The sequence below is a fragment of the Candidatus Enterococcus willemsii genome (genome assembly GCF_009933335.1).
Classification (GTDB): domain Bacteria; phylum Bacillota; class Bacilli; order Lactobacillales; family Enterococcaceae; genus Enterococcus_F; species Enterococcus_F willemsii.
In genome coordinates this window covers 285671-309070 of sequence record NZ_MAEL01000054.1, presented here as the reverse complement: position 1 = coordinate 309070, position 23400 = coordinate 285671, and the positions used below count along the sequence as shown (strand labels likewise).

The following is a 23400-nucleotide window of genomic DNA, read 5'->3' as shown; positions in this document are numbered from 1 at the left end:
CGCCCCCGACCGTCCGCTTAGAAGGCGGATGCTCTATCCAGCTGAGCTACTATGACAAATATTTCAGCAACAAAAATTATTATATGGAAAATCGCTACAATTGTCAATGTTTATTTTGTTATTTTTAGGACACTTCGTTGAAAAGTGCCCTAAAGAAATTATTCTACTTCAATGACAACCTCATCGGCTTCTTTGGTAATTAAGGCAATCCCATCTCCCAAAGGAACTAAACTAGTTGTTAAGTCCGGATGCGTATTAATTACCTCTAAAAATCGTTTTAGTTTACGATGAATAGTGCGACGATTGCGTGGAATTTCTTCGATTGGGTCCAAAACGGTCCCCCCTTGAAAAACATCATCAACCATTAAGACGCCGCCTTTTTTCAGCAAGCGTAGGCATTCTGGTAAAAACTCAATATATTTTGATTTTGCGCTATCCATAAAAATAAAGTCATATGGACCTGTTAATTCAGGGAAAATATCCGCTGCTTGTCCTTCTAATAACGTCACTTTATCTTCTAATCCAAGACGTTCATAAGTCACTTTCGCTTTCCGAATCATGACATCAAAACGGTCAATTGTAGTTACGTGACCATCCTCTCCCACATATTGAGCCATTAAGCTAGAAGAAAATCCAATTGCAGTCCCGATTTCTAGAATTTGTTTTGGTTTGAGTTGCCCGAGTAAAAATTGCATGAAAACCACTGTTTCGTGTGGAATAATTGGGACTTCATTTTCATTTGCTTCTTTTTCAATTTGACCTAATTCGCCAGCTAATTGTTTTTGTTCTGTGCGTAAAAATTCGACTAGTTCTGGTTTGACAACTGGTCGATGCATCATTTCATTTCTCATGTGTACACTCCTTGTAGTTTTCCCATTGATTGCTTTTCTAGCAATCCTCGTTGCTTATTATACGAATTTCAAGAACAACCTGCAAATTTTTTTCTTACTTCTCTTGATTGCGTTCAAGTTGTTTTTGAATCCCTAGTCGATCAATTTGAATCCAATATTCGATAATTTTATCATTTTCTAGTTTGTATACAGCACTTGCTATTTCAACAATTGGACGTTTTGTCGGTTGGTATCCATCTACTTCCCCAATATGAGTTCCCGTTTGGCGCCAACGAACGTAAACTTTATTTTCAGATGCCAGTAATTCTTGAATATCTAAAGAAAAGTGACCATAAGCCGCTACCATTTCTTTAACGTGCGTTGCATAATCTTCTGGTGTTCGATAAATGGTTTGCTCTTCTTCTGCTATAACTTGATGGGCTAGTACTTTTTCGGCCATATATTGATGAGCTTTATCTGGCTTTTTTCCAGAACGAACATCTGCAAAAAAGCGGCGAATAATTGTTTCCGATGTCATTAAACATTCTCCTCAAATAAAATTTCTTTCTATCATATCACAACTTTCATCGCAATTGATTGAAAGTTCATTTATTTTCTACTTGCTTTTTTTCTTATTTCCGATTAGTCTATAGACAGGATTTGGATTAGTAGTAAAAATATGTTTAAGAGAGTCGAGGCAAGGCTGGAACCTCGATACCCCTGTTTTTATGAACCTACCAATGGAAATGATTGTGAAAGCAATCGGGTTCGAACCCTTATCTTCGTTATGAGCGGAATAGAGACAATCTATTCAATGAAGGTGGTACCGCGAATGTGCAGCATTTCGTCCTTTTTATATAGGATGAGAATGCTTTTTTTATTGCCAAAAAATTAAAGGTGGTTAGCAAATGACTTACGAAGAATTTTTACAACAACTTTCTAAACCAGCACGCAATGCACTTTTACACAACGGTATTCAGAGCTTTGAACAGCTAGCAGGTTTAACTGAAAAGCAAGTACTCGCCATCCATGGGATTGGACCAAAATCATTACCCATGATGAAAACCGCTCTTAGCCAAACCAATCAAGCATTTAAACAATAGGAGGAACACACATGTCAGAACAAAAAAATGATTTTACTGAATGGTATTTACAAACAGTTCAAAAAGCAGAATTAATGTCTTATTCCCCAGTCCGAGGATCGATTATCTTCCGTCCAGACGGTTTTGAATTATGGGAACATATTCAAGAAGAATTCAATAAATTTTTACGTAGCGAAGGCATTCGCAATGCTTATTTCCCAATGTTAATTCCAAAAAGTTTCTTTATGAAAGAAGCGGATCACATTGAAGGCTTTGCGCCAGAACTTCCTTGGGTTACTGAAGTTGGTGACGAAAAATTAGAAGAACCTTTGGCACTACGTCCAACTTCTGAAACAATGATTGGTACAGCCTTTTCTGATTGGATTAATTCTTATCGTGACTTACCTTATGAAATTAACCAATGGGCGAATGTCTTCCGTTGGGAAAAGAAAACTTTGCCATTTTTACGTACTTCTGAATTTTTATGGCAAGAAGGACACACGGCTCATGTCGATGCTGAGGATGCGCGTAAACGTGCGTTACGTATTTTAGATGAGTATGCACGTTTGTGTGAAGAATTTTTAGCAATTCCGGTATACAAAGGTGAAAAAACACCTTCTGAACGTTTTGCTGGTGCAGAAGAAACTTATTCTATTGAAGCGATGATGAAAGACGGAAAAGCGGTCCAAGCCGGAACTTCTCATTACATGGGTACAAAATTTGCGGAAGCATTCGATATTACGTACTTGAACAAAGAAAACAAACACGTGCACGCACATACAACTTCTTGGGGTGTTTCGACACGTCTATTAGGTTCATTAATTATGACCCATGGCGATGAAAAAGGCTTGGTCTTCCCGTCAACAATTGCGCCAACACAAATTGTACTAATGCCAGTTGGTCCTTGGAAGAAAAATCCAGCAATTATGGAAAAATTAGACGAAATTTTTGCTGCATTTAAAGCGGAAGGCTTCCGTGTTCGTTTAGACGACAGCGACAATTCACCTGGTTATAAATTCAATGAGTGGGAATTAAAAGGTGCTTGCGTCCGTATTGAATGTGGACCTCGTGATTTAGAAAATGGCCATGCAATGGTCAAAGTTCGTGACTTAGCAGATAAAGAAAAAGTCGCTTTTGAAGATTTACACGATTATGTCAAAGAACAACTAGCGATTATGCCTAAACGTCTACTAGAAGCTGCACGTGCGCGTAACAAAGAAAATGAACATTACGACATCGAAACACTAGATGACTTAAAAGCACACATTGAAACATGTAAAGCGGAAGACAAAGTGACTGGATTTGTCTTGATCGGTTGGGATGGTACCGAAGAAACCGAAGCAAAAATCAAAGAAGAAACAGGGTTTACAACACGTAATATTCCATTTGATGTCCCTGTGGAAAAAACAGTCGACATTGTTAGTGGCAAACCAGCCAAACATACCGTTTGGATTGCGCGCGCCTATTAGTTTTACTAGAAGAGATTTCTTAAAAGAAGTCTCTTCTTTTTTTGATTAGACTTTATTTATGGAAAATCTTTTGGAACTTTCACTATCATCCGCTTCTTTTTTCATCTAGGCGATTGAACATCATGAAATGAGGTTGACTCTCAGCTAATCTTATATTAATATCAAATGTAATTAAGAAAATAATAGTAATTTTTCATAGATTACTCATTATTTTTTTTAATAACTATTATTTTCAGAATATTTAGTTTAATTACAGTGAAAAAGCGAATGCTTTAAGAAGGGAACGACGGTTATGACTCAAGAAAAACATATAAAATGGAATGGTACGGTACAACAAGAAGCCTTAGATTTACTAAAAGATGAAGGAAAAGTGGTTGTTTGCCCAACAAAAGTTGGTTATATCATCACAACTTGTGACAAACCAGGCTTAGAACGTAAATTCTCTGCTAAAAATCGTAATAGAAATAAACCCGGTGTTGTGCTATGCGGCTCATTAGAACAACTATTTGAATTAGCAGATATGACAGAAGAAATGAAAGCTGTCTACAAAAAATGTTGGGAAGAAGATATTTTATTTGGGGCTATCTTACCTTGGAAAGAATCCGGCAAACAATATATTCCAAATGACGGTTCCGATGAATTGATGACAGACGTACGTGGTACAAGTTGTTTTGTTGTTAAGTTCGGTGTACCAGGTGAACAAATTTCTAGCGCCCTTTGGGAATCTGATAAAAAATTATTATTTGCAAGTTCTGCGAATCCTTCTGGTAAAGGAAATCGTGGTTTAGTGGCTGGTATTGGTGAACAAATTGAAAATGAAGCTGATTTAATTTTAGATGGTGATGAATATGTTGCGTCTATTCAACCTGATAAAACAATTGATACCCGCTACGAACAAGGTGTGATGGTTTCATTTGTCGATAAAGACGGCAAATTAGTGCCTGAACAAAATGGTGAACGCTCAATCAGCCCTGCACCAGTTGTAATTCGTAAAGGTTTAGCGATTGATCGTATTATGATGATTTTGGCAGATAATTTCAACTCTTGGGATTATCGTCAAGGCGAATACTATTAAAAAAAAGCGTCCTGCTTATCCCTTGAGATAGGCAGGACGTTTCTTTTAATAGATTAATTCAAATAAATCATCATTGGTGATATTACCGAAGTATTTTGTTACATCAATTGTATCAACAACTTCTTTCAAAGCTGTTTTTTCATATTTTGTACCAACGAGCGCTTCTTCAACATCACTGATTTCACCTAGTCCAAAGAAGTCTCCGTAAATTTTCGCTGCTGTAATTTTACCTTCTGCGACATTTAAGCGAATCTCAATTGAACCAATTGGGAATCGTTTACGACGTTCGATATCAAACGCAGGTGATTTGCCATAGTTCCAGTCCCAATTTGCATAATAATTTTCTGAAATCTCTTTGACTTTTTTCCAATCGTCTTCTGTTAACTCATAAGTTTGGATATCTTCAAGTGAATCCACACCAAAGATTTTCAATAAAATTTCTTGACTGAAGTCAACTGTTGTCATGTCTTGTTTGTCTTCTGGTAGGAATGGCTTGATATTTGTCACGCGAGAGCGGATTGATTTAATCCCTTTTGATTCAATCTTATCTTTGCGTACTTTCAAAGATTTGACAACTTCATTTACATCACTATCAAACATGATTGTTCCATGAGCGAACATTCGTCCATTAGTGGCATACATAGCATTCCCAGAGAATTTCATGTCATTAATCACTAAGTCGTTGCGTCCTTTTAATTCTGCCCCTTCTACGCCCATATCATGCAACGCTTGCACGATTGGTTTCGTTACCTTAGCGAAATCACGGAATGAATCCCCATCATCTGGCATAATAAAACTGAAATTCAGATTCCCTTCATCATGATAAACTGCACCACCACCGCTGAAACGGCGAACAACGTGGATACCTTTTTCATCAACATATTCTTGATTAATTTCCTCAATTGTATTTTGGTTTCGACCAATAATAATTGATGGCTCATTAATGTAGAAAAGCAAAATCGGCTCATCAACTTTCATTTCTTGTAATAAGAATGTTTCAATTGCTAAATTGATACGTGGGTCTCTCAAATCATTTGGTACAAAAATCATGCATAGTTCCTCCTCGTTTGCCTCAAATATTTCTTAAAAATAGGGTATGCTAAATTTCAAATACTTTCCCTACTTTTGCCAATTCAACAGGCAATTCATCATTCGCTGCTTGACTTGCTTCTGTTCGTAGTTGCTCTAAATCACCATGTTGAGGTAAATGAGTAAGAACTAGTTTTTTGACTCCCGCTTGACGAGAAATTTCACCTGCTTCTTTCGAAGTAAAGTGGGCAATATGATTTTCATTTCCTTCAAACAAATACGTATCGGCTAAAAATAAGTCTGCATCTTTCGCAAAATCAACAAAACTTTCTAAATAACCAGAGTCACCAGTAAATACAAATATTTTACCTGTACTATTTTCTACAAACCGCATGGCATAACAAACGACAGGATGAATCGTCTTCATAAATGTAACAGAAAACGGCCCTAAGTTCAACTGTTCCATTTCTAAATAATTGTGCCCTTCAGAAACATTTGGCATCGTCAAACGAGCAAAATTCTCAGCATCTTCCCCATGACCATAAATTGGTAATAAAGGACGCTCACCTGTTTTAGGAAATAACTGCCAATAATGTTGTAACACGCCTAAATCTGCTACATGGTCCGGATGATAGTGACTCAAAATAACTGCATCCAAGGACAACGGATCGATAGTCTTCTCTAATTGAATCAATGTTGCACTTCCTGCATCCAACAATAAATTAAATCCTTCTGATTGCAAAAGAAAACTTGTAGTTCCTTCACCATTATATGGGTACGCGCCTAAACATCCTAAAACTGTTAATTTCATCGTACATTCCTCCTATCTGTGGTTCTAGTGTAACCCCTTCACTAAATGAATGCAAAAAGAAGTTTGAGTTTCCTCAAACTTCTTTTTTCTTAATAGCTACGTAGTTCATTTACTTTTGCATCATCTAATCGACGAACAACTTCCGTGACTAACTTCACGGTATTCAAATAATCATCTTCATGAATAATTGACGTATGAGAATGTAGATAACGAACAGGAACTGTAATCGCAATTGAAGGAATACCATCACGCGTCAAGTGCATTTGACCAGCATCCGTCCCACCACCAGCAATCACCGTATATTGGAAAGGAATTTCCAATTCTTCTGCTACGTTAATCACGAAATTCAGTAATTTTTTGTGTGGAACCATTGAGGCATCAAAAATTAAGATTTGTGGTCCTTTTCCTAAAACAGAATCAGCTTCTTTCGGTGACATTCCCGGTGTATCGCCAGCAGTTCCAGTATCTAACGCAATCGCAATATCTGGATTCACTAAATGGGTGCTCGTTCTTGCTCCACGCAAACCAACTTCTTCCATGACATCACTACCAGCAAATAAACAGTTTGGATGACCTTCTTTTGATAGATTCTCCAACACACGTAAAGAAACAGCTGTTCCTACACGATTGTCCCACGCTTTAGCTAATAAAAACTTACTGTCATTCATGCGTTTATACTCAATGTAAGGTGTAATCATATCACCTGGACGGATTCCCCATTCTTTTGCTTCCTCTTCGCTAGATGCACCAATATCAATAAACATCTCTTTGACATCATACGGTTGCTTACGTGCTTCTGCAGATAGCACATGCGGTGGTTTGGAACCAATCACGCCATGAATAATTTTGCCAGCTTGCGTTTTAATTTCAACTTGTTGGGCAAGCATGACTTGTCCCCACCAGCCACCTAAAGTTTGGAACTCAATAAATCCTTTATCCGTGATTTTCGTTACCATAAAACCAACTTCATCCATGTGACCAGAAATAAAAATCTTTGGTCCGCCACCTTTGCCTGAATGTTTGGCAATGACACTACCTAATCCATCAAAAAAGATATCTTCTGCATAATCTTTGGCATATGCTTTAAATACTTCTCGTACTTCTTCTTCGTTTCCCGGTACTCCTCTAGCGGAAGTTAGGTCAATCAGTAATTGTTCGTCTTTTTCTAACATGTCATACGCTCCTTTAAATTAAAACATTACCTTTAAATTATACCATACGTTTTCTGCAAAAAGAGGAAGAAAAATAACGAAAGCTCGTCATTCCTCTTCAATAATTCGTAAATAAAAATTCGTTGTCAGTAAGTATGCTGCCGTAAAAATAAAAATGGTGATGAAGCAAAAGAGATACGCCACCCAATAATTGGCATCTTGAATCAGCTGCGTTAACATGTAAATGGCAAAGCTTCCATGACTGACGGCTAATAACATTGTGGGGAAAAAAATCCAAGCAATTTGTTTGTAAACAACTTTGTGCAGAGCTTTTCTGGGAATACCTAACTGTTGCAGTAACTGATAATTTTTCTTTTCGCGACTCGCTTCAAAGAATTGACGTACCATCAAGGTTCCTGCCGTTGTTAGCAAGACAATCATTCCTACAAAAAGTGCGACATACAAGAAAATACCACCTTGACGCCGTGTTGAACGAATATCAAGGTATCGATTAACTTGGGTCAAACGACTCATCATGCCTTGACCTTTTTGATAAGTAGGATCCGGTGTATCAGGTGTTTTGTGTTCAATTTTACCAGTTAAGACACCCTCTTGGTAATCATAGTGATAAAGAATGTCTTCTCCCCATCTACCCGGAAATTTCTCAATATATTGTTGATAGAATTGTTCTTCATTGTAACCTTTTGCGTTGGCATAAACAACTTGATAAGGGATACCTTCTAATTCCTGATACAAATTATCTGTAACAATCATCGTTTTAAATCCATATCGAACCAAGCTGTTTCCCAATAAGTTCCCATAGATTTGTTCGACATAGACATCTTGAGAATCGGGTAAAGAAATTTTGCGCTTTGTATCTGTCTTTGCTTGATTGTAACGAATATCTGATTCTAGCAAAACAGCCCCATTTTCTTGTTCGATATGAACGTCAGGTAACTTAGGTATGACCGCTTTTAATTTTTGAAAAGAGCTCTCTGATATGACATCCAACACTTCAATTGTTTCATAATTTTCTTCCGTCAATTCATTTTCTTGTCGTTCATAATAACCTATTGCTTTTAGAGGCAAGATGAATTTTTGAGAAATCTGCCCGCCACTATTTGTAATGAACTGTTCCAAAGCCTTCATATTCGTTGGTGATAACTGAAAGTCTGTTGGATGATTTGTCTCGGTTATTTGATAAGTGATTGCAAAAGCTCCAATTGCTCCACCAATCATGGAAATCGCTATCCCTAAGACAATTGAAATGAGCGATAATGTGCGCCAACTTTTATACATGAGATGACGTGCATTATTAAAAATAATAAAACGTAAATGACTTTGATTATACTTACGCCATTTTGTAAAAGTAGCAAACACCATCTGCATACCAAAACGAAAAAATAAATAAGTGCCAAACACACAGGCGGTAAAAATAAACAACGGCATCCATAAAAAAGCCCCATTGTCTTCTGTTTGTTGAATATATCGCGTCGTAACGGAAACAAAATTGGTCGCGATATAGTAACCAATGCCAATCAAGCCCACACTCATTAATGCGAAAATATAACCACTCCAATGCAGCTTGATTCGCGAATTCGCTGTAATTTTTTTCTGATGAAAAAGTTCAACTAATTGTTTTTTCCGTAATATCCAAATATTTTGAATTGAAATAAACACGACTGCTAATAAAAAGATAAGCGTTGTAGTCAGGATTGATGGCCACGAAATAAAAAAACGACTCACAATATTTAAGTCCATGGCTTTAATTAAAATCATCGCAAAAAATTTAGAGAAAACAATCCCCATTAAAATACCGACAAACAATGACACGGCATTCAAAACCAATGTTTCTGCAATTAACTGAGCAATAATTCGTGATTTTCGGATACCGTACAAATGATACAACCCAATCTCCTTCTGGCGTTGCTGAATGAAGAATTGATTCGCACTTAGCATGAAAAATAAGACCACAATTGCAACAATAAAGTTTCCCAGTGATAAGACACCACCAATTTGGATATCTTGCTGCGCTCGATGGACCAGAGGTTGATCATACGTCATAGCGCTAAATGAATAGAAAATCATGACCGATGACATCATACATAAAAAATACACTACGTAATTTCGTGTCTGTCGCAAAAAACTACGCCAAATGATTTTAAAAAGCATTCGTTCGACCACCTCCACCAATCGTTGCCTGCATATCAATGACTTGTTCAAAAAACTCTTTGCGTGAACCACGTCGAACGACTTCTGAAAAGAATACCCCATCTTTAATAAATAAGATACGATTGCAATAGCTGGCTGTAAATGGATCATGTGTGACCATTAAAATGGTCGTGTCTTGGTGCAGATTCACTTCACTTAAATAACGAAGTAATTCAGCAGCAGACTTTGAATCTAGGGAGCCCGTCGGTTCATCAGCAAAAATCACTTGCGGTTGAGCAACCATCGCTCGAGCAGCAGCAACTCGCTGTTTTTGACCAATGGATAGCTCATCGGGATAGCGATTTAAAAAATGAGTCATACCAAGTAATTCAGATACATTGTTTATTCGTTGCTCCGTTTCTGTTACCGACAAACTGTCGATAGCCAAAGGTAGCAGAATATTGTCTCGAGCAGTCAGTGTGTCTAATAAATTGAAATCTTGAAAAATAAACCCGATTTTTTTTCGTCGGAAGTCACTCAATTCATTCTCTTTCATCCGAGTAATATCCTTCCCATCAATATAAACCGATCCCATCGTTGGTAAACTCAGTGAAGAAAGAATGTTCATCAAGGTCGTCTTTCCTGCCCCACTCGGTCCCATAATTCCTACAAATTCTCCTTTATCAACACTGAATGATAAATTATCTAGCACTTTTGTCTGATTAAAACGTGTGCCAAAGGTTTTTGTTAAGTGTTTGACATCAATCATTGTTTTCACTTTCACGCCTCATTTCTTTACTGTATCTTAGCATATCTCTATATTAACTCAAATCAAATAATAAAAAAATTTTTCACCACTTTGTGCAAATAAAAACAATAAAAACGTTATTCTCATACATTTTAAGAAACATAAACAAACACAATATATAGTTCACGAACCAATAACATATACAACATATAGTTGAAATGTTGATGTTTTTGTTTTATGATGAAAATGAACAAATCAAAGGAGCGGATTCTTATGTATGCAACAAAGATAAAAGATGAACAATATCGATCATCGTCAAATTTAACAACTATCCACGTTATCAAACGTGATGGCCGTCTCGTTGAATTTGATGACAAAAAGATTTACGACGCATTATTAAAAGCCAAGAAACAGCTAAATGGCACACTTTCCCCCATTGAACATCAATCGTTAGCACTCATTGTCGATAAAATTAATCAAGAGATTACTGCTCGTTTTACGACTGATATCAAAATTTATGAAATCCAAAATATTGTGGAACATACTTTGTTGGCCCATCATGAATATCAACTCGCTGAAGAATATATCCGCTATCGGACACAACGCGATTTCCAACGCAGTCAAGCAACCGATATTAACTTTACCATTGAAAAATTAATGAACAAAGAACAATCGGTCATCAATGAAAATGCGAATAAAGATAGCAATGTTTTTAACACACAACGTGATTTAACTGCTGGAATTGTCGGCAAATCAATTGGACTGAAAATGTTACCACCTCACGTTGCCAACGCGCATCAAAAAGGAGACATTCATTACCACGACTTAGATTATCATCCATATGCACCGATGACCAATTGTTGCTTAATTGATTTTAAAAAAATGTTAAACGAAGGATTTAAGATGGGAAATGCGGAAGTAGAATCCCCCCGTTCTATCCAAACTGCTACTGCACAAATTTCGCAAATCATTGCAAACGTGGCATCAAGTCAATATGGTGGCTGTTCCGCAGACCGTGTGGATGAATTATTAGCTCCGTTTGCACAGCGAAATTATGAGAAACACTTAACCGATGCCAAAGAATGGATCGACAGTAAAGAACGCCAACAAGCCTATGCTCGTAAAAAAACAAAAAAAGATATTTTTGATGCCATGCAAAGTTTAGAGTATGAAATTAACACTCTCTTTACTTCTAACGGACAAACACCTTTTACGTCCCTTGGTTTTGGTTTAGGCACGAATTGGTTTGAACGAGAAATTCAAAAAGCCATCCTCCAAAATCGCATCAATGGGTTAGGAAGTGAACATCGGACAGCCATTTTCCCAAAATTAATTTTTAGTATCAAACGTGGCATTAATTCACAACCAACTGATCCCAATTATGATATCAAAGAACTAGCGTTGGAATGTGCAACGAAACGGATGTATCCAGATATTTTAAATTACGACAAAATTGTTGAACTAACAGGTAGCTTTAAAGTACCGATGGGATGCCGTTCTTTCTTACAAGGTTGGAAAGATACCGATGGGCAAGAAGTAAATGTTGGACGAATGAACTTAGGTGTCGTTACCTTAAATTTGCCACGGATTGCCTTAGAAGCATCATCCGAAGAGCATTTCTGGCAATTACTAGAAGAACGATTAGCGATTGTTAAAGACGCCCTTGTTTATCGGGTCGAACGTTGTAAAGAAGCGACACCAGCAAATGCCCCCATTCTTTATATGTATGGTGCATTTGGAAAAAGATTAGCTCCTACAGACAGGGTTGATGATTTATTTAAACACCGACGTGCAACGGTTTCACTTGGCTATATTGGCCTTTACGAAGTTGCAACTGCTTTTTACGGACCTGATTGGGAAAATAATCCAGTAGCGAAAGACTTTACCATTCAAATTTTACAGCAGCTAAAACAACATGCGGACCGATGGGCGGAGGCTTATGACTATCACTTTAGTGTTTATTCCACTCCTAGCGAAAGCCTGACCGATCGCTTCTGTCGATTAGATACTGAAAAATTTGGTGTAATTAAAGATATTACAGATAAAGACTATTACACAAATAGCTTTCATTACGACGTTCGTAAAAATCCGACACCTTTTGAAAAATTAGATTTCGAAAAAGATTATCCTCAATATTGTAGCGGAGGGTTTATCCATTATTGTGAATACCCGATTTTGCAGCAAAACCCGAAAGCGTTAGAAGCAGTCTGGGATTATTCTTACGACCGTGTCGGTTACCTAGGAACCAACACACCAATTGATCATTGTTATCAATGTGGGTTTGAAGGTGATTTTCACCCAACTGAACGTGGTTTTAAATGCCCACAATGTGGCAACCACGATCCAAAAACTTGTGATGTAGTCAAACGAACCTGTGGGTACTTAGGCAATCCACAAGCACGTCCGATGGTTCATGGACGTCACAAAGAAATTTCCGCTCGTGTCAAACATATGAAAGAATAAGGAGTGAGTGAGATGCGGAATCCAAAACCAAAAGAATGGCAAAGTAGTCAGTATAGCCAACAATACATCGCTGACTACAAGCCATTTATGTTTGTGGATGGTGAAGGTGTCCGAAATAGTTTATACGTCAGTGGTTGTTTGTTTGCCTGTGAAGGTTGCTTTAATAAAGCGGTCCAAAATTTCCGCTACGGAACTCCCTATACACAAGAACTAGAAGAACAAATTATTGAAGATTTGTCACACGACTACGTCCAAGGCTTAACCTTACTTGGTGGCGAACCTTTTTTAAATACGGAAGTCTGTTTGCAATTAGTCAAACGCGTTCGAAACACCTTTGGTCAAGCAAAAGATATTTGGAGTTGGTCTGGCTATACTTTTGAAGAATTGTTACAAGAAACTGAAGATAAACAGAGGCTTTTAAAACAAATTGATATTTTAGTTGACGGACGCTTTGAATTAAGTAAAAGAGATTTAAATTTGCAATTTCGAGGAAGTAGCAATCAACGGATTATTGATGTCCCCCAATCGCTTGCGCAACAACAAGCAGTTATTTGGGAAAAATGTCTTGATGCCGAACAACAATATGAACAAATCAAAAAACAAACACTCATTTAAGATAAATGCTGGATTTGTGACATAAATACAAAAAGTATCCAAACTATTTCGTAGGTTGCCTAAGCAATCTCTACATGGTTTGGATATTTTGCTCTTACATAACGACTACAACTCCCTTTTTTTATGTTTCTACCAAAACGATATTATGAACGTTGAATCTCCTGATAAAAGCCGTTACAATTAATCGTAGATATACAAAAGGGGTGACATGATGCTCGGATTTGAGAAATCGATGTGGTTACTATTTGATATTGTCAAAATACTTGATAATCAAACAACAGCTATTTCAAGTGAACGCCTACTGCAATTATTGGGCTACTCGAATATTACGCAAGTAAAAAAGGCTTGCCAAGAATTAAAAGACCTAATTACAACCTGTTATGCACCGCAAGAAATGACTTTGGCTATTAGCAAACGTCATGGGATGCGATTATATCACGAATCTAATTGTAGCTTCCATCCTTTATTTAATCAGATTGCTTCGAAAGATTTAGCCTATAGCATCTATCAAACATTGTTGTTTCAACGCTCTGTTTCAACGGATACTTTTTTCGAGCAACATTTTATTAGTCTTTCTACCTTAAGACGAAAAGTAAAGGAGATTAATCAATACCTCAATACGATTGGCTTACATATCACTTTGGGGCAGCGATTGACAATTCGTGGAAAAGAGTCTATGATACGTAGCTTTACTTTTTTATTTCTATTTATGTTGCATCGACAAATGTCCAACGTAAATAGGGTAACTGATAGTTCACCCTATTTCGATTTGGCAAAAAAACTAAACCATAGTCTTCAACTCAATTTTCTTGATTACCAAGAAGAGATTTTAGCCATTCATTTGTTTATCGCAACTTCCGCTATCGAAAAAAATCAGCATATTAATTTTAGTGAAGAAGATTTTCCATACATTGAGGCGATTAAATTTCCTAAAAAAGTCAATTTCTTACCTCATTGGACAGAAGACGACTGGAAATTTCTTTTACTAACTATGCATAATTCTAATTTAGCTAACTACGATAGTCCAATAGATTTAACAGCCATTCAATTTCCAGAACTTGATCGAGACTTCGCGACTTGGGTAACTCTTTTTGAGAAATATTTCTCACCATTCGATACCACACAAACCGAATACTTATACAATCATTTTCAAAAAATGTACCTTGCAAGTTTCTTCCTAAAGACTGATCAAAAATTATTATCGGCTTTTCCGGGCGTTAATTTTCAGCAAAATGAACAGTTACATTCATACTATCTCAAACAGTTTGACCACTTTTGGCAAGCCTTTTCCGCACAATGTGGTGAATGGGTGAACAATCATTTTGAAATGCAAAGTCTCTTGTTATGCCAGTATTTCCTACCTCCAACTGAATTCTTACCTACCATTCATATTTACTTCTATACCGATTTAGATTTACTCTTTTCGGCAAATACACAAAATGCCATTTGTTCCTATTTTGCAAGTAACTATATTATCAAGTTTGTTTCAACTGTAGAAGAAAGTGATTTAGTGATTGGTACTTTACATCCATTACGTAGTCAGAACCTCTTGAGTAAACCATTAATTATTATTCATGGTCTTTTAACACAACACGATTACAATCACCTAGAAGAAATATTTCATCAATTATTAGCATAAAAACGCATCGACTAACCTAGCCGATGCGTTTTTTTTAAGCGGATTTTCGGTGTTTTAATAAATAGACCGTACTTACCAATAAGAGTATCACGATTCCTAGAATACTCAACCAAATGGTGGTTTTTTCACCCGTTTTTGGTAAGTGCGCTTTTGTTTTCACTGTTTTATTTGGCGTTGACTTGTTAGGTTTAACTGGTTTACTTGGCTTTCCTTTTTCTGGCATATGCGTATTGGTAATAACATATCCTTTTTCCATATTTCCAGAAATAGTTGCTTCGTACCCCTTAACAGTCTGTTCTTCTACGGTATAAACAATCCCTTTGCCTTCTTTAGAAACATCCAAATCAACAAAGAAACCTTGCCAATTATTTTCGTCGCTTAATGTCAATGTTTGTTTGGTATCTTTTCCATCTGCTAACAATTTAACAACAATTTTATCTGGTCGAATATCATCTTTGTCTTGCTCATCTTGCCAATTTTTAGTTACAGCAATACTTTGTTTAGCCGGTGTATGCGTATTGATAATGTTATAACCATCATAACTAGCTTGGTAATCAGTAATCTGATCTTCAGTAACTGTATAAACGATTTCTTTGCCTTCTTGGTATTTGGCTAAATCTGTGAACGTATAGGTCCAATTTGTTTCTTCAGTCACTTTCGTAGTTGTTTGTTCCACACCATCTGCATACAAACGCACCGTAATTTCTGTTGGTCGTTTACCGTCTTGGTTGTTTGTATCATCCCATGTTTTCGTTCCTTTAATGGTAATTGTTTCTGGTGTATGACTATTGGTAATGATGAAATTGCCTTTAGCTGGTTCTGTAATTTTTGTCGTATACCCTGTCACAGCACTGACTTCTTTCACTTCATAAATAACATCTTTTCCATTTTCTTTTAAGGCTAGGTGATTCCACATGGTTGTCCAATTATTAGCCGCATTTAGTGAGACTTCTTCGCCACTCTTTGTTCCATTCGCATATAATTGAACATAAATATTTTCTGGACGAAGACCATCTTGATTCGTTGCATCGTCCCAAACTTTTGTTACGTTCACACTTGTTTCGCCTGGAGTATAGTGATTGGTAATATCGAATACATTCATTTCTGTCCGATATTCTGGCACAACGTTTTCTGTCACATGGTAGACAATTTCGTTTCCATTTTGATATTTCGGTAAGTTGCTAAAACGATAGGTCCAATTTGTTTCCGCGCTAACTGTAGCAGTTGCTTTTTGTTCATCATCAGCGAATAAGTTAACGATAATTTCTGCTGGTCGTTTGCCATCTTGATTATCCTTATCATCCCATGTTTTTGTTCCTTCAATGGTTATTGTTTCAGGAACACGTGTATTGGTAATCACATAGCTATGGTTCACTAATTCAATTGTTGGTTCTTCATAGCCAGCTACCTTATCTTCTTTTACAGTATAATGAATTTCATTACCTGATGAATCAAATTTACGTAAGTTTTCAAAAGTCCCCTTCCAATCCGTTGCTTTAGTCAAGGTGATTGTTTGATTCGTTTTGTTTCCATCTGCAAGTAAATGAACCGTCACTGATTCTGGACGTTTGCCGTCTTGATTGTTTGCATCGTTCCAAACCTTTGTAATAGGTAAATTTACGTATTGTATTTTTTCATTACTAATATCAGCGATAGCTTCTTTTAATTCGATTATTCCTTGATTATTAACCACTTCAAATGGAATTTCTGTTTCTATCCCATCATATCCTGTAGGTGCTACAAGTTCTTTAATGCTATACACACCGATAGGTAAACCACTCACTTCTACTACACCTTGTGCATTGGATGTTAAAGCAGTCTTGGTTTCCTCAGAAATTTGGGATTCTTTACCAACCCATTGAACAACATAATGCTCATCTAAGCCGTTATAAAATTGTCCTTCTGCATTTTTAATGGCAAACGTCGCCCCCGCCAAGCCTGCTTTGGTTTCACTTGCTACTTTAGTAAAAGTAATACGTGGAATATCATTTTCGACTCGAAGCTCTTCAAATAAATTATTTTCAGCTTCCGGCGCAAATTCCACTTTTTTGCCATCACGTAGTTCTTCATTAACGGTAAAACCTGCAGGTGCTTGGGTTTCAATTAATAAATACGGATGGTTTGCTCGCAGATTGCCAAATTTTAATTCACCTTTTCCATCGGTCTCGCCAGAACGAATTAATTGATCTTTACTACCATCACTTTTCATCGACCATAATTCTAGTTTGGCACCAATTAATGGTGTCTTGGTTTTCTTATTTTTATCTACTTTGACTAGAGTTACCGAAGCTTTTGAGCCTTCTGCTGTACCTCCAGAAACAATGACTTTGGTTGAACCCTGCGCTTCTTCTTCAACTGTTTCTTCATTAACACCTTTAATCGCTAATTTATTTGAAACAGTATCATTTAATAAATCTGAATTAATTAATGAACGGTATTCTAAGATATATGCTGTCTTAATTGTCCCTAGTAACTTAATCGTTGATACTTGTTGACCAGTCTCATTATTTGTTTGTACGGAAATGGTATAGTCCCGGTCTTTTTGTAATATTTTACTTACATCTTTGGTAATTTTACCATCGGTACTGACAGTTGTGCCGTAAATGATAAAGGAAGATTGATCCAATACTTGATTCGTTGAAGGTTCATCGGTGATAGTTACATCGGTCAAAGTTGATTGTGATGGATTAATAACAACCGACCAATTCGCATAATTACCATTCGTTGCATCTTGCTTACCACTTTTCGTTGCAAATGAACCGCCATTAGCTGCTTTGACTGAAGCATTAACTTTTTGACTACGTGCATGATTGACATAACTTGCTTCATTTTTATAAGCATCCGCTTTAATGACTTTCCCATCTAAACTCGTTTCAAAAACAAGAGCATACGCTTTTGTTGAGCCTTCTGGTAAATTAGCTGTAATTACTTGATTTTCCTCACTTGTAATATTTGGTACTTCCTGTCCCAAGGTAACAGAACCGTCCGAATGAATTGTGACTTCATAGACTTTTGCGCTGTTTGCTACATAGACTTGATCGTTACCGATAATTGGATCAGTAATAGACGCATTTTTTAGGACATCTTGGTTGTAATTCACAATCGTTGTCCACTTAATAGTTTTCGTTTGTGCATTGTATTCGCCACCTTTAGAAGCATCTAATACATAAGGTGTTGTTACCTTCTGCTCTTTAGTACGCGTATTTTTATAGTCTTTACCGGATGCATCTTGCCAATGAGAAATAGCTGTATTCGTAAATTTATCTTTGTATCTGGCAAAGTCGGTCGCATAAGTGATAACATACGTATGATTTGTTCCTTTAGCCAAATCACCAATAAAGCGTACACGGAACGTTGTATCTGTGGGTTCGCCTACAAATTCATAATCCGTTCCCAGTACCAAAGCTGCACCATTTTTTTCGTGAATAACCAGACTATCTTTATTAAAAATCAATCCTTCTGACATAGTATCTTCCAAATGCCAATTATGCATCTCATATTTAAAGGTATTCACTTCAATCGTCCAATTAATCTTACGTGTGTCATAATTAACTGTTGCATCTTTTACGACGCCATTGATATCAATTGTGCCTCGACCTTCATCTTTGTAGCCACCTGTTGTCTCTGCACTGTTTTTTATCATCGTCTCTTTGAAATCATCATCCACTACACCGACAACACTGGTTCGATACTCAATATTTACCGCTGTTGTTAGTTCGTTTAAGAAAGTGATAGTCATTTCTTTCCCATTAAACACAACTTTATAATCCGTCCCTTTGACTAAAGTTGTGCCATCAACCGTTTGAATAACTACGGAATCTTGAATAAAAGCCAAATTATCTCCTTGCAAAGTATCTTTGACCCAAGAATTTACTGGTAATTTTTTGTAGCCATAATTATATTTAATTTTCCATTTATAGACATGACCATTGGCTGATTGTGATCGACTTGGATTTGATTTCTCAATTAACTTTCCATATTCTGTCGTAATACTTGCATCTGCTGAATGCGTCTCGTCACCATTTTTCAAGGTAGCAATATTATTAAAAGTGATCTTACCACCTTCAAATGGTATTTTTTCATCTTCAATTGTCGTTTCATAAACAAGTTTGAATGATTGATTTGTATTGGCATATTTTCCAATAAAAGTTACGACATCTCCATTTATCGTGTAGTCAGCGCCTTCAATTAATTCATTTCCTGTTGCAACCACTTCCCCTTTTAAATTGACTGTTTGTGGATAAACGGTCAGTTTCTTCAAAGTAGTACCTGCTGGTAAAGGATCAGTAACTGTCGCATGTTTCAAAGTCTCCAAATTAGTATTAATTGACACTTCCCAATGAATTGTTTGATTATCTGAACCTTTCGTCCCTAACTTGCTAATCGAATTGCCTCCGTTCGGGCGAACAATAATTTTTATTTCTTTAAATCCACCATCAACAGGAATTCGAATAATATTTTCCCCTGCTGTAGCCTCATCATTCAACTGCTCCGCATAATAAACAGTCCCATGAATATCATTTTCTTTTTCGATTCGATCATTGAATGTCCAGCGAACTTTGCGGTCTGCTCCAATTGTATACGTTCCATAAACCACACCCGCTGTACTTTTCAACTCCCCTGATTGTGGCGTCAACACGAGATTTCCTGGTAAATCTGTTTCATAATAGTCACCAGCTTGTAGTAATTTATCATCCAGTAGATGCTGTGGAATTCGCCAAGTGTAATTAATACGAATCGTTGCATCAGCAGGAACTGTCTCATTTTCATAATCTATCTTTTTATTCCCATCAAAAACCTCAATATTCACATCTGATAGAAAAGTATCTGTCCCCTCAAATAAAGAGCGGATATTTAATGCAGCTCGTTGTAGATTTATTTTTTTCGTCTCTTCTTGTGTACTTGTTGTACTTTCTTCTGTACTCGTATTTGTTGTGACAGGGTCAGGATCCTCGTCCGACGACTCTGCTTCGCTACTTGGATGTGTTTCTTCACTTTCAGTAGTTGGTGTCGTTATCGCTTGTGAACTGCTTGTTGAAGACACTGTAGGAATAGATGATTCCAGTACTGTACTTTGTGTCGTAGAATTTACTGTTGATTCAGTCACTACTTGCTGTGTAGTCGAATCTTTGGTACGTGCTTCTGCTAATACGATGCCAGCTGGTACCATAATTTGTAAACATAACAAGCCAATTGCTAAAATCGTTGGTATTTTTCGTAGCCATTGATTTTTGTTTTTTTTCATGATAAATCCCTCCACTTTTCAGTTGTTCTTGTCCGTTAGGCAATGCATCTTTTTTACCTAACTATATTTTTATTCTATGCGGTCAAAACATTTTTTGTTATCTTCATTAAATCGTATTCTAATCAATGAATAATGAGTAGGGGTAATTTAAACTACGAAACGGCTTCTCTTTCTCCCTTTTTGGTACATAATTGTTTATTTCAATAGTAAAAAAGGAAAAAAAAAGAACAAAACAACCGTTTAATTCAAATTTATTAATAACAACCTATTCAGCACTCTAAAAACCACTTGCGATGAGTATTTTTCTGAATATTGACAAATTAGCAAAACTTGATTAAATTTAAGTTTTCTACAATAAAGGAAGTGAATTATTTATGTTTGGTTTTACCCCATCAATTTGGATGATGCGTGATATTCTTCGGCATTTAGACGAACAAGTTGATTACATTCCAAGCAACCAATTATTGGAAACATTAGGATATTCTACACTGGGACAAGTTCAAAAAATATGTAAGGATTTACAAGATATTATTATGCGTTGCTACCCAAATAAAGAAGTTGAATTAGTAATCAATCGCCATCGCGGTATTAAATTAGTCCGTCATTCTGAAAATATGCAGAAATTATTGGATTTTATCGCCTCTCAAGATTTAGCTTTTAGCATTTATCAAAAAATTTTATTTAAGCGTACCTTATCAACTTCTGATTTTTGTCGCGAACATTTCATCAGTTTATCGACTTTACAAAGAAAAATAAAAGAAATTAATAGTTATTTAAACAAATATGGTCTACATATCACGTTATCGCAAACATTGAAAATAACTGGCGCAGAATCAACAATTCGTTGTTTTACTTTTATTTTTCTCTATATTGTCCATCGCCAACTATCAAATATTTATTGGCTCAATGCCCACGATACCTACCTTGAACAAACAAAAGCAATTGCTCAGCATTTAAAATTAGCCTTTCGTCAAACAGAAACAGAAGTATTTGCGCTCCTGTTGTTCGTCAGTCAACAAGCAATTGACCAACAGTCGCCTATTTGTTTCGACAAAGAAAATTTCCCACATCTAAATGATCTTCTCTTCCCCGAAAAACCTGAAGTATTAGCTTCATGGGAAGAAGATGAGTGGAAATTTCTATTGTTAACTGCTTATAATTCTAACTTGGCCAATTTTGATATTCCGATTGATGTTTCAAATTTATCTGTCAAAGAAATCGACGCGGCATTCAATCAATGGATTACCCTCTTTGAGAACTATTTTCGCCCCTTTGACAACAGCAATCGTTCTTTTTTATATGAGAATTTTTTGAAGCGTTACTTTTCCAGTTTCTTTTTCGAAGTGGATCAGACATTACTAGCTGCTTTTCCTGCAGTTGACTTTTCCCAACTGGCTCGAACACAGCCTTATTATTTCCAACAATTCCAGAAATTTTGGACCGCTTTCGTGCAAGCAACTTCATGGAATGATGCTTATTTCGAGACACAAAGTTTTTTATTGTGTGAATATTGTTTACCTTTGCGTTATTTTTTACCTAAAATCAAACTTTTTATATTTACTGACTTAACGGCATTGTCATTGCATCGTATCAAAGATACCGTTGCTCTACACTTTTCAAATAAGTATCACGTACAGTTGGTTTCCACCCCTCAAGAAGCTGATGTAATTATTGGCACGATTAATTATCGAGAAAAATTAGCTGTACATCAAACTTTTGTCATGACAAGTATTCAGCTAACCAAGCAAGATTTAACGACAATTGATCAGGCCATTCAAAGAATCGTATTAGACTAAAAAAAGTTGAGACCAACGCTTTTGTTGTCCTCAACTTTTATTCTTTATAAGGGTCTCCAATTTCCCATAAAGGTAAAACAATATTTTCATAAGTCAATGGATCCAAGTTTGTCACAGTTACCCCCAACAAGCGAATGCCTTTCTCAATTCCCATAATTTCTTCCCAAATCAAACTTGCCTGTGAAAAAATATCTTCTTTTTTGTGTACATATTGTCTTAGGGTTGTTCGTTTCGTGATGGTGGTATAATCGGCATAACGAACTTTTAGCACGACTGTTTTTCCATGTTTTTGTACCCGTTTTAAACTCTCCGCAACTTCTTCTGATAGTCTACGTAATTGGGTCAAACAAGCTTCCTCAGTCCGTAACACTTGACCATAAGTATGTTCTTTACCAACAGACTTGCGTTCACGCGTAACACTTACTGGTGAGTTGTGTATCCCTCGGACTTTTCGATACAAGGAGTACCCCATTTTTCCAAACGATTGAATTAGTTCCATCTCAGATTTTTCATATAACTCTTGTCCAGTAAAGATACCTAATTCATGCATTTTTGGTACGGTCTTTTTCCCCACACCGTGAAATTTTTCAATTGGTAAATTGACTAAAAAACGCTGAGCATTTTCTGGTGTAACCACAGTTAAGCCACGTGGTTTCTCAAAATCAGAGGCTAATTTAGCTAAAAATTTATTGTAACTCACACCTGCCGAACATGTCAGATGCACTTCTTTCCAGATATCATGCTGAATCAGTTTTGCAATTTTGATAGCTGATGTACTATTAATTTTATTTTCAGTCACGTCTAAATAGGCTTCATCAATCGACACTGGTTCAATGACCTCCGTATAACGTTGGAAAATTTCTCGGACTTTCTCTGAAATTTCCCGATACTTATGATAATTTCCTGGCATAAAATGAGCTTGAGGACATAATTCAAACGCTTTTTGTGCACTCATCGCAGAGTGAATCCCATATTGTCGAGCCAAATAATTAGCAGTGGTCACGACGCCACGCCCCCCAGTATCTCGTGGATGACGAGCAATTACCAACGGTTTCTTAGCTAACTCTGGATTGTCGCGTTCTTCTACTGATGCAAAAAAAGCGTCCATGTCAATATGAATTATTTTACGTGATGTATCATTTTTTAAAGGAAATTGTAAGCCCGTCATCAGTTATCACCTCAACTACATTATAATACAAACGAACGTTCCCCTACAAGTATTCACATTTACTTTGACGTTAACTAAAATGAATAGTCGCTTTTTTCATAATAAAAAACCTTATACAAGCTGTTTTG

At 36.5% G+C, this 23400-nt stretch carries 16 protein-coding genes and 1 other annotated feature; of the genes, 7 read left to right on the top strand and 9 right to left on the bottom strand.

What is annotated here, in order from left to right; genetic code table 11:
* Positions 1 to 158 precede the first annotated feature (158 nt).
* Positions 159 to 851, bottom strand: a complete 693-nt coding sequence (locus tag BAU17_RS12550) for an O-methyltransferase (protein WP_161903168.1) — start codon at positions 849 to 851, stop codon at positions 159 to 161.
* 94 nt (positions 852 to 945) lie between these two features.
* A complete protein-coding gene (locus tag BAU17_RS12545) occupies positions 946 to 1368 on the bottom strand; it encodes an ester cyclase (RefSeq protein WP_161903167.1) in 423 nt (140 codons plus the stop codon).
* A gap of 108 nt (positions 1369 to 1476) precedes the next feature.
* Positions 1477 to 1685: a binding site (T-box leader), on the top strand.
* 53 nt (positions 1686 to 1738) lie between these two features.
* Between BAU17_RS12545 and BAU17_RS12540 the strand changes: the two genes are divergently transcribed.
* From BAU17_RS12540 to BAU17_RS12530, 3 genes are all read left to right on the top strand, one after another.
* Positions 1739 to 1933 carry a helix-hairpin-helix domain-containing protein gene (locus BAU17_RS12540; RefSeq protein ID WP_161903166.1) on the top strand — a complete coding sequence of 65 codons (195 nt, stop codon included), beginning with the start codon at positions 1739 to 1741 and terminating at the stop codon, positions 1931 to 1933.
* A gap of 11 nt (positions 1934 to 1944) precedes the next feature.
* A complete protein-coding gene (proS, locus tag BAU17_RS12535) occupies positions 1945 to 3381 on the top strand; it encodes a proline--tRNA ligase (RefSeq protein WP_161903165.1) in 1437 nt (478 codons plus the stop codon).
* Between the two features lie 292 nt (positions 3382 to 3673).
* A complete protein-coding gene (locus tag BAU17_RS12530) occupies positions 3674 to 4456 on the top strand; it encodes an L-threonylcarbamoyladenylate synthase (protein WP_161903164.1) in 783 nt (260 codons plus the stop codon).
* A 45-nt stretch (positions 4457 to 4501) separates the two neighbouring features.
* Here BAU17_RS12530 and BAU17_RS12525 read toward each other — a convergent pair whose 3' ends face one another.
* From BAU17_RS12525 to BAU17_RS12505, 5 genes are all read right to left on the bottom strand, one after another.
* Complete coding sequence (locus tag BAU17_RS12525; RefSeq protein ID WP_161903163.1) at positions 4502 to 5506, bottom strand: lipoate--protein ligase; 1005 nt, start codon at positions 5504 to 5506, stop codon at positions 4502 to 4504.
* A gap of 49 nt (positions 5507 to 5555) precedes the next feature.
* Positions 5556 to 6296: an MBL fold metallo-hydrolase gene (locus BAU17_RS12520; RefSeq protein ID WP_161903162.1), complete on the bottom strand. Its 741-nt coding sequence runs from the start codon at positions 6294 to 6296 to the stop codon at positions 5556 to 5558.
* 89 nt (positions 6297 to 6385) lie between these two features.
* On the bottom strand, positions 6386 to 7468 hold the full coding sequence (locus tag BAU17_RS12515; RefSeq protein WP_161903161.1) for a M42 family metallopeptidase: 1083 nt from the start codon (positions 7466 to 7468) through the stop codon (positions 6386 to 6388).
* An 87-nt stretch (positions 7469 to 7555) separates the two neighbouring features.
* Positions 7556 to 9619: an ABC transporter permease gene (locus BAU17_RS12510; protein ID WP_161903160.1), complete on the bottom strand. Its 2064-nt coding sequence runs from the start codon at positions 9617 to 9619 to the stop codon at positions 7556 to 7558.
* The gene (locus BAU17_RS12505; protein ID WP_161903159.1) at positions 9609 to 10376 is read right to left on the bottom strand and encodes an ABC transporter ATP-binding protein; all 768 of its coding nucleotides are present in this window, start codon (positions 10374 to 10376) and stop codon (positions 9609 to 9611) included. Before BAU17_RS12505 ends, BAU17_RS12510 begins: the two co-directional genes overlap by 11 nt.
* 243 nt (positions 10377 to 10619) lie before the next feature.
* On the opposite strand from BAU17_RS12505, the gene nrdD reads away from it, so the two are divergent.
* From nrdD to BAU17_RS12490, 3 genes are all read left to right on the top strand, one after another.
* On the top strand, positions 10620 to 12809 hold the full coding sequence (gene nrdD, locus BAU17_RS12500; protein WP_161903158.1) for an anaerobic ribonucleoside-triphosphate reductase: 2190 nt from the start codon (positions 10620 to 10622) through the stop codon (positions 12807 to 12809).
* 12 nt (positions 12810 to 12821) lie between these two features.
* Positions 12822 to 13424, top strand: a complete 603-nt coding sequence (gene nrdG, locus BAU17_RS12495) for an anaerobic ribonucleoside-triphosphate reductase activating protein (protein ID WP_161903157.1) — start codon at positions 12822 to 12824, stop codon at positions 13422 to 13424.
* A 208-nt stretch (positions 13425 to 13632) separates the two neighbouring features.
* The gene (locus BAU17_RS12490) at positions 13633 to 15063 is read left to right on the top strand and encodes a helix-turn-helix domain-containing protein (protein WP_161903156.1); all 1431 of its coding nucleotides are present in this window, start codon (positions 13633 to 13635) and stop codon (positions 15061 to 15063) included.
* A gap of 34 nt (positions 15064 to 15097) precedes the next feature.
* Here BAU17_RS12490 and BAU17_RS12485 read toward each other — a convergent pair whose 3' ends face one another.
* Positions 15098 to 20308: a Cna B-type domain-containing protein gene (locus BAU17_RS12485; protein WP_161903155.1), complete on the bottom strand. Its 5211-nt coding sequence runs from the start codon at positions 20306 to 20308 to the stop codon at positions 15098 to 15100.
* 374 nt (positions 20309 to 20682) lie between these two features.
* Between BAU17_RS12485 and BAU17_RS12480 the strand changes: the two genes are divergently transcribed.
* The gene (locus BAU17_RS12480; RefSeq protein WP_161903154.1) at positions 20683 to 22104 is read left to right on the top strand and encodes a helix-turn-helix domain-containing protein; all 1422 of its coding nucleotides are present in this window, start codon (positions 20683 to 20685) and stop codon (positions 22102 to 22104) included.
* Between the two features lie 37 nt (positions 22105 to 22141).
* Here the strand turns inward: BAU17_RS12480 and dinB are convergent, their stop codons facing one another.
* Positions 22142 to 23272: a DNA polymerase IV gene (dinB, locus tag BAU17_RS12475; protein ID WP_161903153.1), complete on the bottom strand. Its 1131-nt coding sequence runs from the start codon at positions 23270 to 23272 to the stop codon at positions 22142 to 22144.
* Between the last annotated feature and the right edge of the window lie 128 nt (positions 23273 to 23400).